Origin of the sequence: Streptomyces huiliensis (assembly GCF_020037025.1) — a bacterium.
Classification (GTDB): domain Bacteria; phylum Actinomycetota; class Actinomycetes; order Streptomycetales; family Streptomycetaceae; genus Streptomyces; species Streptomyces huiliensis.
Window position 1 is genome coordinate 1 of record NZ_JAIQLH010000270.1, and the last position, 12586, is coordinate 12586.

The following is a 12586-nucleotide window of genomic DNA, read 5'->3' on the forward strand; positions in this document are numbered from 1 at the left end:
GCCCCGGCCGCCCAGGCCCCGGCCGCCGCCACGGCCAACGCCGAGGGCGCCTACGTGACCCCGCTCGTCCGCAAGCTCGCCGCCGAGAGCGGCGTCAACCTCGCGGGCGTCCAGGGCACCGGCGTCGGTGGCCGCATCCGCAAGCAGGACGTCCTGGCCGCCGCCGAGGCCGCCAAGGCCGCGCCGGCCCCGGCCGCCGCCCCGGCCGCCGCCGCTCCCAAGGCCCCGGCCCTGGAGGCGTCGCCGCTGCGCGGTCAGACGGTCAAGATGCCGCGCATGCGCAAGGTCATCGCCGACAACATGATGAAGGCGCTGCACGGCCAGGCCCAGCTCAGCTCCGTGATCGAGGTGGACATCACCAAGATCATGCGGATGCGCGCCAAGGCCAAGGACGGCTTCGCCGCCCGCGAGGGCGTCAAGCTCTCCCCGATGCCGTTCTTCGTCAAGGCCGCCGTCCAGGCGCTGAAGGCCCACCCGGTCATCAACGCCCGGATCAACGAGGACGAGGGCACCATCAGCTACTTCGACTCCGAGAACGTCGGCATCGCCGTCGACTCGGAGAAGGGCCTGATGACCCCGGTCATCAAGGGTGCGGGTGACCTCAACATCGCGGGCCTCGCCAAGAAGACGGCGGAGCTGGCGGGCAAGGTCCGTACCGGCAAGATCAGCCCGGACGAGATGTCCGGCGCGACCTTCACGATCAGCAACACCGGCTCGCGCGGTGCGCTGTTCGACACGGTCATCGTGCCCCCGAACCAGGTCGCGATCCTGGGCATCGGTGCCACGGTGAAGCGCCCGGTCGTCATCGAGACCGCCGAGGGCACGAACATCGGCGTCCGTGACATGACGTACGTGACGCTCTCCTACGACCACCGCCTGGTGGACGGCGCCGACGCGGCCCGTTACCTGACGACGGTCAAGGCCATCCTGGAGGCCGCCGAGTTCGAGACCGAGATCGGTCTCTGATCCCGGCCCTCGCCACCTGCTGAGCGGCGCGGCCCCGGCTCCGTACTCCGGTACGGGCCGGGGCCGCGCCGTTTCCCCCACCGGGATAATGGCCGGGCGAACGTCCGGCCGCCGAGGAGCGCCCATGTCACCACCCGTCGTCCACTCTTTGCGCGAGCAGATCCGCGAACACATCCTGGAGGGGATCGTCAGCGGCCGGTGGCAGCCGGGCGAGCGCATCGTGGAGCGCCGGATCGCGTCGGAGCTGCTGGTCAGCCAGACGCCGGTGCGCGAGGCGCTGCGCGAGCTGGAGTCGCTGCGGCTGATCGAGTCGTCCCCGAACAAGGGCGTCCGGGTCCGCGAGCTCACCGCCGCCGACCTCAAGGAGAGCTACCCGGTCCGCGCGGGCCTGGAGCAGGTCGCCGCCGAGCTGGCGGCCGAGGCGCTGGCCGAGGACGCGTCGGCGCTCGACCGCGAGGTGGAGCCGCTCTACGAGGCGGACCGCCGGGGCGACCGCGAGGCCCAGGTGCGGCACACGGTGGCCTTCCACCGGGAGATCGTGCTGGCCTCGGGGAACTCCGTCCTCCTGCACACCTGGGAGTCGCTGGGCATCGAGGTGTGGACGACGCTGTCGATCCGCTGGCTGAGCCCGCGGCCGAGGGCGCACGCGGACGACCACGCGGAGCTGGTGGCGGCGTTCCGGCGGCGCGACCCGCACATCGGGGAGCTGCTGCGGACGCACGTGCTGGGCTGCGCGCCGCAGATCTGAACGAACGTCCCCGGTTGATCGATCATCGATCGAGGCGTATCGTCTCCGCGGTGAGCCGCGCCGCGCGCCCTGTCCTGTGTCGCGGAGCGGCTCAGGAGTGACGACAGGTCCTCGTCCGCCGACCGATGCCCTGGCTGGGCGTACGGGTACCTGTCGTCGTCCCCTGATGTCTCGTTTCCCGATGACGGCATCATGGGCGCATGCGAGCGGCCCGTCTGATCAAACTCGTCCTGCTGCTGCAGTCCCGCGCGTCCATGACGGGCGCCGAGCTGGCCCGGCGGCTGGAGGTCTCGGAGCGCACGGTCGCCCGGGACGTCGTCGCCCTCTCCGAGGCGGGCGTCCCCGTCTACGCCGACCGTGGCAGGACCGGCGGCTACCGCCTGGTCGGCGGCTACCGCACCCTCCCCCATTGCCTTAAGGGCATGGGAGGTACCCCCATCACCGGCCTCGGCCGCACGGAGGCCGAGGTCCTCTTCCTCTCCGGCGTGCCGTCCGCCCTCCGCGAGATGGGCCTCGCCGACGCCGCGTCCGCCGCACGCCTCAAGGTCTCCGCCGCGCTCCTCCCCGAACTCGGCGACGCCCCCACCACGGCCGCCCAGCGCTTCCACCTGGACGCCCCCGGCTGGTGGCAGCCGGCCGACCCCCCGCCGCTGCTGCCCGCCGTCGCGGAGGCGGTCTGGGACGACCGCCCGCTGACCGTCCGCTACGGGCGGCGGGACGGCTCGGAGGTGGAACGGGAGCTGGAACCGTACGGCCTCGTCCTCAAGGCCGGCGTCTGGTACCTGGTCGCGGGCGTCACCGTCCCCCGCCCCGGCCACCGCGTCTACCGGGTCGACCGCTTCACCGCCGTCACGGCCGGCTCCGGACGGTTCGACCGCGACGACTCCTTCGACCTGTCCGCCTTCTGGGAGGAGCGGGCGGAGTCCTTCGCCCGCTCGCTGCTGCGGGAGACCGTCGTCCTGCGGCTGACCCCGGAGGGCGCGCGCCGGCTCCCGTATGTGACGGACCGGCGCGCCGGTCAGGAGGCGCTGTCGGCGGCGGGCCCGCCGGACGCGGCGGGGTGGGTGACGGTGACTCTCGCCGTCGAGTCGCCGGCCGTCGCCCAGGAGCAGCTGCTGGCGCTGGGGCCGGAGGTGGAGGTACTCGGGCCTTCGGCGTTGCGGGAGCGGTTCGCGGAGGCGGCGCGGCGCAGTGCGGCGCTGTACGGGGTGGGGTGAGGTGCCCCGGGCCCGCCCTTTCTCCGTTTCCTGGGGCTGCGCCCCAGACCCCCTTGTCGCGGCTTCGCCGCTCGTCCTCAAGCGCCGGACGGGCTGGATTCAGCCCGTCCGGCGCTTGAGGACAACCGCGCGAAGCGCGGTTTCGGGGCGCGGGGGCTCGCCCCCGCAAGAAACGGTGAAAGGGCGGGCCCGGGGCACAGCCCGCCGCAGGCGCCTACCGATAAGCCTCCGCCGTCGCCGCCTTCCCCCCCGAACACCACATCCGTGAAGTACCCCAGGCAATCCGGCCGCGACCCGTCCACATCCGTCACCCCGTAATGAGCCGCGAGCTCCCCACCGAACCGCGCCTGCCCATTCCACCGCCCCCGCTCCGGATCCCCGGCGAGCGCGGCCACCACCCGCCCCAGATAGGTCGGCGACTCCGCGATCGCGAAGTGCGGCTCCTTGGCGACCGCGTCCCGCCAGTTCTCCTCCGTCACCCCGAAATGCTCAAGCATCTCCTCGGACCGCAGGAACCCGGGGCTGAGGCAGACCGCCGTCCCCCCGTGCTCCTCCAGCTCCCGGGCCAGCGCCCACGCCATCCGGGCCGACGCGAACTTCGCCAGGTCGAAGACCATGTTCTCCCGGTAATGATCGGTGTTGAACTCCGGCGTCCCATCCGTGATCTCCACGACCAGCCCACCCCGCCGCCGCGTCAGCAGCGGCAGCGCACAGTGGCTGGTGATCAGATGCGCGTCCTGGGCCAGCCGCAGCATCCGCAGCGCCCGCTCCAGCTTCAGGTCCCACACCCGGGTTCCGAACTCCAGCAGGTGATCGCCGCCCCAGACGTCGTTGACCAGCACGTCCAGCCGCCCGTGCTCCCGGTCGACGCGCTCGACCAGCGCCTTGACCTGGTCGATCTCCAGGTGGTCGACCGGGACGGCGATACCGGTGCCGCCCGCGGCGGTCACCAGCTCGGCCGTCTCCTCGATGGTCTCGGCCCGGCCGACCTCGCTGCGCCGCTCGCGCGTGGTGCGGCCGGTCGCGTAGACGACGGCCCCGGCCCGGCCGAGTTCGACCGCCATGGCCCGGCCCGCTCCCCGCGTGGCGCCCGCGACCAGTGCGACCTTGCCTTCGAGTGCCCTCGTTCCGGCGTTCACGTCCGTGTCGTCCCCTTCGATCCGTCCCGTCGTCACGACGTCCGCCGTGCGACGAGAGGCACACTGGCATGGATACCGGACACCTTCTGTCGTGTTTTCCGGGCCGTCGCACAAAAGCCCCCTCCGCGTGCGTTCCGGCAGGCCAGGGCGGATGCTGTTGCCGTGATGGACGAGACGGAGTTCTGGGAGCTGGTCGACGAGTCGCGGGCCGAGGCGGGCGGCGACCCCGAGGACCAGGCCGATCTGCTGGTCGAGCGGCTGATGCGGCTCGACCCGGACCGCGTGACGGACTTCGCCCGGCATTTCGAGGTGCGCTACAACCGCGCCTACCAGTGGGACCTGTGGGGCGCGGCGGCGGTACTGCTGGGCGGGGCGGGCGAGGACGCGTTCGACTACTTCCGCTGCTGGCTCATCGGCCAGGGCCGGCACGTCTTCGAGGGCGCCCTGCACGACCCGGACCGGCTCGCCGACCTCCTCGACGGCTTCGACGAGGAGACGGACGGGGACGCCGAGGACCTCGGCTACGCGGCCGAGGAGGCGTACGAGCAACTCACCGGAGCGGAGATGCCGGACCTGGCGCTGCCGCCCGCGCCGGCCGAGCCGCAGGGGACGCCGGTCGACGTCACGGACGAGGACGCGCTGGCGGAACGCTACCCGGCGCTGTGGGAGCGCTTCCGGTCGTAGGCCCGCCCGTTCGGATCCGGGCCGGAACCGGCTCGGATCCGGCCCGCCGGGCGTGGACCCGGAACTCCCGGGAAAGGTGTGACCCATGCGCATCGCCATCACCGGCTCGACCGGCCTCATCGGTACGGCGCTCGTCCGCTCGCTGGAAGCGGACGGCCACCGCGTGACGCGGTTCGTGCGCCGCGCGCCCCGGAGCGGGGACGAGGCCGAGTGGGACCCGAAGCGGCAGCGGGTGGACACTCGCGCGCTGGCCGGCTGCGACGCCGTGGTGCACCTCGCGGGCGCCGGCGTGGGCGCGCACCGCTGGACGGACGCGTACAAGCGGGAGATCCGGGAGAGCCGGGTGCTCGGCACGGCGGCGGTCGCCGAGGCCGTCGCGTCCCTCGACACCCCGCCGCGGGTGTTCGTGAGCGGGAGTGCCACCGGCGTCTACGGGGACGCGGGCGACCGCGTTCTGGACGAGGACTCGCCACCCGGACGCGGCTTCCTCGCCGAGGTCTGCCAGGAGTGGGAGGCGGCCACGGTGCCCGCCACCGAGGCGGGCGTGCGGACGGTGCGGGTCCGGACCGGGCTGGTGGTGAGCCGGGGTGGGGGCGCGTGGGGGCGGATGTTCCCGCTGTTCCGGCTGGGGCTCGGCGGGCCGCTCGGGAACGGCCGCCAGTACTGGAGCTTCATCTCCCTGCACGACCACATCGCCGCCCTGCGCCACGTCCTGGACACCCCGGAGCTGTCCGGTCCGGTGAACCTGACCGCGCCGGAACCGGTCACCAACCGCGAGGTGGCCAGAGCCATGGGGCGTGTGCTGCGCCGTCCCGCGCTGTTCCCCGCGCCCGCCCCGGCGCTCCGGCTGGTGCTGGGGGAGCTCGCGTCGGACGTGCTGTCCAGTCAGCGGGTCGTGCCCCGGCGGCTGCTGGACTCCGGCTTCCGGTTCGCGCATCCGGACGTCGAGAGCGCCGTCCGCGCGGCACTCGCCCCCGAGGGCCGCGCTTCGGCCCGATGATTGAGCGCCCCGAAACCGTAACCGTGCGACCGCCGTGCGACCGTGCTCTATCTGTGCGCGACTGTTATTGACCGGAATTCTCTCTACGGTCGAGGCCAACTCGCGCATCGGCGCAGCCGGTTGGGGGCATCACGCCCCCGAGCGAGCGGACCGACCCCGGGAGGCCACGTGGCCAGCAGCGCACGCCACACCGCACACCACGCCGATGTCGTCATCGTGGGAGCCGGCCTCGCCGGGCTCTCGGCAGCACACCAACTGACCAACGCCGGCGTCGGCGTCACCGTCCTGGAGGCAGCGGACCGGCCGGGCGGGCGGATGGCGACGGACCGGATCGACGGCTTCCGGCTGGACCGCTCCGGCCAGCTGCTCAACACCGCTTTCCCCGACCTCCGGCGCACTCCCGGCCTCGGCACCCTCGCACTACGGCCCTTCCTGCCGGGCGTCCTGGTCCACGCCGACGGCCGGAACCACCGGATCGGCGGCGAGTCGCGCGGCGCGAAGAGCGCGAAGAGGGCGTTCACCACCGCCCGCGCGCTGGCCACGGCCGCCCGCGCCTCCCGGGCCACCGGCCTGGACCAGGCCCGTCTCGACGCGGCGCTCGCCCGGCTGGCCGCCCTGCCCACCGACCGGATGCTGGCCCGCCCGGACCGCCCGACGGCCGCCACCCTGGCCGGCCGCGGCCTGCCGGTCCGTACGGTCGAGGGCTTCCTGCGCCCCCTGCTGGCCTCCCTCCTCTCCGACCCCGAACTCACCACCTCCAGCCGCTGCGCCGACCTGGTCCTGCGCGGCTTCGCCCGCGGCCGGCTCTGCCTCCCGGCGGGCGGGGCGGGCACGGTGCCCGAGACGCTGGCGGGGCTGCTGCCGCCGGGGACGGTCCGGACGGGCGTCCAGGCCACCTCCGCGGACATCACCTCCGTCACCACCGCCGACCACGGCGAGATCGGCTGCCGCTCGGTGATCGTCGCCACCGGCGCCCGGGCCGCCGCCGACCTGCTGCCCGGCCTGCGGCTGCCCGGCTTCCACCCGGTGACGGTCCTGCACCACACGGCCGCCGAGGCGCCGCCCTGCGACGCGGCCCTCATCGTGACCGGCGGCCGCGGCGGGCCCGTCGCCCACACCACCGTCGCCAGCGAGGTCGACCCCGACCGGGCCCCCGCCGGGCGCGTCCTCATCACCTCCACCGTCCTCGGCCGGGCGGCCGGCACCCCGATCGCCGAACTCGACCGCGCGGCGCGGGCGCAACTGGCCCGGGTCTACGGCATGGCGGCCGACGACTTCGAGTTGCTGACCGCCCATCACGATCCGGACGCCGTCCCGGCCATGCCGGCGCCGCATGATGTGCGGCGGCCGGTGCGGGTGTTGTCGGGGTTGTACGTGTGTGGTGATCACCGGGACACGAGTACGGTGCAGGGCGCTCTGTTCTCGGGGCGGCGGGCTGCGCACGCGCTGCTGCGGGATCTGGGGATCCGGCCGGAGCAGGACGACGCGCAGGCGCTGCGGGTGGCGTAGGGGGCTGTGCCCCGGTCCCGCCCCTTCGCCGTTTCCTGGGGGCTGCGCCCCAGACCCCGTTATCGCGGCTTCGCCGCTCGTCCTCAATCGCCGGACAGGCTGAAAGTGCCACCTCAGGCACAATCCAGCCCGTCCGGCGATTGAGGACAACCGCGCGGAGCGCGGTTTCAGGGGGTCTGGGGGCCGGCCCCCAGGAATCGGCGAAGGGGCGGGACCGGGGCACAGCCCCCCGCAGGGGAACCCCTAAAGCACAGCCACCTTCTCCCGATACCCCCGAACCGCCGCCGCGTCCCGATAAGGATCAAGCCGCCGCTCGAACTCCCGCACATACTCCACGGCCCGAACAGACCGCATCTCGGCAGCAGCCTGCGCCGCCTCCGCGCCCAGAGCGCAAGCCTGCTCCAACTCCCCCAGCCCCAGCCGCGCAGCAGCCAGCACCACCCGGCAGAAGAGCCTGCTCCGCGCGTACGCCGGAGGCCGGAGCTGCAGGGATCTCTCCGCGTGCTGCGCCGCCGCCCGCCACTGCTGGAGATCGCGGTGGCAGTGCGCGAACTCGTCCGCGAGCTCCGCCTCGTCGAAGAAGCGGATCCAGTACGGCACGTCGTCCGAGGGCCGGGCCGTCTCCAGCGCCCGTTCGGCGCGGGCGAGCGAGGCCGAGCAGGCCCGCACCTCGCCGAGCACCGCGTGCCCGCGCGCCTCCACGGCGTGCAGCAGGGACTGCACGACGGGGGGTGCCCCGGACCCGACGCCCTGCTGGGCGACGCGGGCGAGCTGCACCGCCTCCCGGCCGTGGCCGAGGTAGACGGCCTGGCGGCTCATGGTCACCAGGACGTAGCTGCCGTACGCCCGGTCCCCCGCGGCCTGCGCCAGGCGCAGCGCCTGGACGTAGTACCGCTGGGCGAGCCCGTGGGCGGCGATGTCGTACGAGGTCCACCCGGCGAGCCGGGTGAGGTCCGCGGCGGCGCCGAACAGCCGGCGTCCCGTGGTCTCGCCGTACGTGCCGCGCAGCATCGGCTCGGCCTCGTGTTCGAGGTAGCGGACGAGCGCCTGCCGCGCGTGCCCGCCCCCGTACGCGTGGTCGAGCGTACGGAAGAGCTCGCCGACGGAGCGCAGGGCCGCGATGTCGCCCATGGAGACGCGGCTCCCGGGCGCCCGTTCGGCGCGCTGCCGGGGGACCAGCGTCCGGCCCGTGGGTCTCTCACCGCCCCGGCCGGCGCCCTCGCCTGCAGGCGGGGGCCCGCCGGGGCCCGCCCCCTGTCCGCCGGGGGCCGCCGGGACTCCCGGTGGCGCCGCGGCCCCGGGGGGCGGGTTGGGTGTGCGGGCCACCCGGTCGTCCGCCCGTCCGATCAGCCAGTCGCGGCTGGGCACCACCAGCCCCGCGGGCGTGAACGCGATCTTCCGTAGCTCTGTGTGGCTGCCGGAGTCCTTGCGCCACAAGCCGCTCACGATGTCAATGGCCTCCGCCGGCGACGCGGCGAATTCCAGCCCCGCGTACACCGGCGCACACGCGTCCAGCCCGAGGTCCTGTGCGGACAGCCGCCGCCCCAGCCGCCGGGTGAAGACCTCGGCGATCAACGCCGGAGTCGTGCCGCGCGGCTGCTGGCCGCGGAGCCACCGGGTGACGGAGGTCTTGTCGTAGCGCAGGTCGAGGCCGTGCTCCAGCCCTAATTGATCGACGCGACGTGCGAGCCCCGCGTTGGAGAAGCCGGCCTCCGCGATGAGCGCGGCTAGCTGGCGGTTGGGAATGCGCTGTGGGGGTCGTTCCGTCATCAACCTGCCCGGTCTCCCTGATCGCCATTCTGGGAACGGCGCGAATTTAGCGGTCCCCGCCGCCCCGAACGCCACCTTCGCCCCGCATTCATCCGATCGTGTGAGGACAGATCAGAGACAGATCAAATAGGCACGGAAAAGCGCCGCCAGACGATCTTGTAAGGGGCTCGACAGCAGCCCATTCGGAGGCCGCCGTACAGTGGCTTGGGCACAGGGCGCGTCCGGGACGTACGCGCCCGTCGGCACCAAGGGTTCGAAAAGGGTTCCGGAGCGGACCTGCGCGGACGGGAAGACGGGAAGAGGAGCTGCCGTGAGTGAGCTGCGCTTTGTCCATCTGGGCTTCGGGGCGGACGCCGTCGAGTACCAGGAGGCGTGGCAGGAGCAGCGCCGCGTCCACGCGGCCCGGTTCGCGGACGAGATCCCGGACACCTGCCTGCTGCTGGAGCACCCGGCGGTCTACACGGCCGGACGGCGCACGGAGGACAGCGAGCGCCCCCTGGACGGGACGCCGGTCGTCGACGTCGACCGCGGCGGAAAGATCACCTGGCACGGTCCGGGCCAGCTCGTCGGCTATCCGATCCTCAAGCTCCCCCGCCCGGTGGACGTGATCGCCCACGTCCGCCGCCTGGAGGAGGCCCTGATCCGGGCGTGCGCGGAGTTCGGCCTGGCCACCACCCGGGTCGAGGGCCGCAGCGGCGTCTGGGTCCTGGGCGAGGCCGGCGAGCGGCCCGCGACCGGCGGCCTGCAGCTGGACATCGCGGCCCCCCGCCCGGCCGACGACGAGTTCGACCCGCGGCTCAGCGGCCCCGAGTACGCGCCCTCCAACGCCGGCCAGCGCGGCGAGGACCGCAAGCTCGCCGCGATCGGCATCCGCATCGCCAAGGGCGTCACCATGCACGGCTTCTCCCTGAACTGCGACCCCGACAACACCTGGTTCGACCGCATCGTGCCGTGCGGCATCCGCGACGCCGGCGTGACCTCCCTCTCGAACGAGCTGGGCCGCCGGGTCACCGTCGCCGAGGTGCTGCCCGTCGTGGAGAAGCACCTGCGCGACGTCCTGGAGTCGGCGGAGCCGCTGCCGCGGGCGGTCTAGCGAGTGGTCCGGCGGGCAGTCCGACGAGTGGCCCGACGCCCGGTGAGAGGCGGTTTTCGGCCACCCGCGGCGCGGCGGGCTCCACCGTCCGGGACGCCCTCCGGAGCTCCACCGGCAACGTCCCCGGAAGCACCTCCAGGAACATGTGCGGGAATGCGACCGACGTCTCGCCGGTTCCCCGGGCGTAAGAACGTCAGAACGAACGGGCGTACCCTGGTGTCCGCCGAAGAATCGAAGTCATAGGGAGCCGGAGTGTCCGCTGTCGCACCCGACGGACGCAAGATGCTGCGCCTTGAGGTCCGGAACGCCCAGACCCCCATCGAGCGCAAGCCCGAGTGGATAAAGACCCGGGCGAAGATGGGCCCCGAGTACACCGAGCTCCAGGGTCTGGTGAAGCGCGAGGGCCTGCACACGGTGTGCCAGGAGGCGGGCTGTCCCAACATCTACGAGTGCTGGGAGGACCGCGAGGCGACGTTCCTCATCGGCGGCGACCAGTGCACCCGGCGCTGCGACTTCTGCCAGATCGACACCGGCAAGCCGCAGGCCCTGGACCGGGACGAGCCGCGCCGCGTGGCCGAATCCGTACGGTCCATGGAGCTCAAGTACGCGACGATCACCGGCGTGGCCCGTGACGACCTGGAGGACGGCGGCGCCTGGCTGTACGCCGAGACCGTCCGCCAGATCCACGGCCTGATGCCGGACACCGGCGTCGAGCTGCTGATCCCCGACTTCAACGCCAAGCCCGACCAGCTGGCCGAGGTCTTCTCGTCCCGCCCCGAGGTACTGGCGCACAACGTCGAGACGGTTCCCCGGATCTTCAAGCGCATCCGCCCCGGCTTCCGCTACGAGCGCTCGCTGGAGGTCATCACCAAGGCCCGCGAGGCCGGCCTGGTGACGAAGTCCAACCTGATCCTCGGCATGGGCGAGGAGCGCGAGGAGATCACCCAGGCGCTCCGCGACCTCCACGAGGCGGGTTGCGAACTCATCACGATCACCCAGTACCTGCGCCCGTCGCCGCGCCACCACCCGGTGGAGCGGTGGGTGAAGCCGCAGGAGTTCGTGGAGCTCCAGAAGGAGGCCGAGGAGATCGGCTACGCCGGCGTGATGTCGGGCCCGCTGGTCCGCTCGTCGTACCGGGCGGGACGGCTCTACCGCCAGGCGATCGAGAAGCGGAGCGAAGCCGCAGCGTAGTCCCCTTGTCGTGCGACGCGGCCCGACCGGCCCCCTTGTTCCTCCCCAGGAGGCCCGGTCCGGGCCGCGTCAACGTTTCATAGTCTTTGACCACACCGTCATGTACTGGTAACACCGTTCGGTGACGATGTGTGCACGAACAGTCGTGCACCCACCGAACTTGTGAACGCGCACAACCGCACCCGCCGCTCCGCCGCTTCCCCATCTCTCCCCCACCTCTCACCCTTCCGCTCACGAGAGGACACGACATGCAGGCCGCGCCCGCCCGCGCGACGACGGCGAACGCCGCGCACGCCTTCTCCGCCCTGCCGTCCACGCTCCCCGTCCGGCCGCCCTCGGTCACCGGCGCGCTGCTGGCCCTGGAACGCCTGCTGCTGCGCGGCGGCCAGCGCACCGCCCGCCGGAACGCGTGGACCGCGGTCCTGGAGGACCGCCGCCGGGCCAAGGACCGGCGCGAGGCCCAGCACCTCTGGGAGGCCGCGGCGGCCCCCGGCCCGCAGGACACGTAAACTTCGCCATATGGCGAGGAAGGAAACATCCGAGAACCCCGGGCGACTGAAGCAGATCGCCCTGACCTACAAGATGACCAAGAAGGTCGATTCGAAGGTCGGTCTTGTCGTCGCGGGCGTGGGCATTGTCACCTTCGGTGTCCTCCTCGCCATCGGCTTCTGGATCGACCACCCGATCTACCTGGGCATCCTGGGCTTCCTGCTGGCCTTCCTCGCGATGGCGATCGTCTTCGGCCGCCGTGCCGAGCGTGCCGCCTTCGGGCAGATGGAGGGCCAGCCGGGCGCCGCGGCGGCGGTGCTGGACAACGTCGGCCGCGGCTGGACGACGACGCCCGCGGTGGCGATGAACCGCAACCAGGACGTCGTCCACCGCTCGGTCGGCAAGGCCGGCATCGTGCTCGTCGGCGAGGGCAACCCGAACCGGGTGAAGAGCCTGCTGGCCGCCGAGAAGAAGCGGATGGCGCGCATCGTCGCGGACGTGCCGGTGCACGACATCGTGGTCGGCGACGGCGAGGGCCAGGTGCCGCTGAAGAAGCTGCGCACCACCCTGCTGAAGCTGCCCCGGGTGCTCCCAGGCGCGCAGGTGACCACGGTGAACGACCGGCTCCGGGCGCTGGGCGACCTGATGAGCAACATGCCGATCCCGAAGGGTCCGCTCCCCGGCAAGGGCATGCGGATGCCGAAGGGCCGCTGACACGGAAGCGCGGAAGGCGCGGACGGGGTGAGGGCGGGGCGGGACCGACACGGTCCCGCCCCGCCC

General features: G+C 73.0%; 12 protein-coding genes. 10 read left to right on the forward strand and 2 right to left on the reverse strand.

Features of this window, described 5'->3' with window-relative positions; genetic code table 11:
• The 3 genes from sucB to JNW98_RS30730 form a co-directional block, all read left to right on the forward strand.
• The coding region (gene sucB, locus JNW98_RS30720; protein WP_223771575.1) for a 2-oxoglutarate dehydrogenase, E2 component, dihydrolipoamide succinyltransferase at window positions 1-966 on the forward strand (966 nt) is incomplete at its 5' end.
• Window positions 967-1090: 124 nt separating this feature from the next.
• Window positions 1091-1714 carry a GntR family transcriptional regulator gene (locus JNW98_RS30725; RefSeq protein ID WP_223771576.1) on the forward strand — a complete coding sequence of 208 codons (624 nt, stop codon included), beginning with the start codon at window positions 1091-1093 and terminating at the stop codon, window positions 1712-1714.
• Window positions 1715-1914: 200 nt separating this feature from the next.
• Complete coding sequence (locus JNW98_RS30730) at window positions 1915-2931, forward strand: helix-turn-helix transcriptional regulator (protein WP_223771577.1); 1017 nt, start codon at window positions 1915-1917, stop codon at window positions 2929-2931.
• Window positions 2932-3008: 77 nt separating this feature from the next.
• Here JNW98_RS30730 and JNW98_RS30735 read toward each other — a convergent pair whose 3' ends face one another.
• Complete coding sequence (locus JNW98_RS30735; RefSeq protein ID WP_372459360.1) at window positions 3009-4106, reverse strand: SDR family oxidoreductase; 1098 nt, start codon at window positions 4104-4106, stop codon at window positions 3009-3011.
• 129 nt (window positions 4107-4235) lie between these two features.
• On the opposite strand from JNW98_RS30735, the gene JNW98_RS30740 reads away from it, so the two are divergent.
• The 3 genes from JNW98_RS30740 (at window position 4236) to JNW98_RS30750 (ending at window position 7263) form a co-directional block, all read left to right on the forward strand.
• Window positions 4236-4754 (forward strand): DUF4240 domain-containing protein, encoded by a 519-nt coding sequence (locus tag JNW98_RS30740; protein ID WP_223771586.1) that lies wholly within the window; start codon window positions 4236-4238, stop codon window positions 4752-4754.
• 85 nt (window positions 4755-4839) lie between these two features.
• A complete protein-coding gene (locus JNW98_RS30745) occupies window positions 4840-5754 on the forward strand; it encodes a TIGR01777 family oxidoreductase (RefSeq protein WP_223771578.1) in 915 nt (304 codons plus the stop codon).
• A 168-nt stretch (window positions 5755-5922) separates the two neighbouring features.
• Window positions 5923-7263, forward strand: coding sequence for an NAD(P)/FAD-dependent oxidoreductase (locus tag JNW98_RS30750; RefSeq protein ID WP_223771579.1), 1341 nt, complete (start codon window positions 5923-5925; stop codon window positions 7261-7263).
• Window positions 7264-7506: 243 nt separating this feature from the next.
• Here the strand turns inward: JNW98_RS30750 and JNW98_RS30755 are convergent, their stop codons facing one another.
• Window positions 7507-9033: an NsdA family TPR-like regulatory protein gene (locus tag JNW98_RS30755; RefSeq protein ID WP_223771580.1), complete on the reverse strand. Its 1527-nt coding sequence runs from the start codon at window positions 9031-9033 to the stop codon at window positions 7507-7509.
• A gap of 310 nt (window positions 9034-9343) precedes the next feature.
• Between JNW98_RS30755 and lipB the strand changes: the two genes are divergently transcribed.
• From lipB to JNW98_RS30775, 4 genes are all read left to right on the forward strand, one after another.
• Entirely contained in the window at window positions 9344-10126 is a 783-nt protein-coding gene (gene lipB, locus JNW98_RS30760) for a lipoyl(octanoyl) transferase LipB (protein ID WP_223771581.1), read from the forward strand.
• A 252-nt stretch (window positions 10127-10378) separates the two neighbouring features.
• Window positions 10379-11317, forward strand: a complete 939-nt coding sequence (gene lipA, locus JNW98_RS30765; protein WP_223771582.1) for a lipoyl synthase — start codon at window positions 10379-10381, stop codon at window positions 11315-11317.
• A gap of 248 nt (window positions 11318-11565) precedes the next feature.
• Window positions 11566-11826 carry an SCO2195 family GlnR-regulated protein gene (locus JNW98_RS30770; RefSeq protein ID WP_223771583.1) on the forward strand — a complete coding sequence of 87 codons (261 nt, stop codon included), beginning with the start codon at window positions 11566-11568 and terminating at the stop codon, window positions 11824-11826.
• A gap of 10 nt (window positions 11827-11836) precedes the next feature.
• Complete coding sequence (locus JNW98_RS30775) at window positions 11837-12520, forward strand: DUF4191 domain-containing protein (RefSeq protein WP_223771584.1); 684 nt, start codon at window positions 11837-11839, stop codon at window positions 12518-12520.
• Window positions 12521-12586 lie beyond the last annotated feature (66 nt).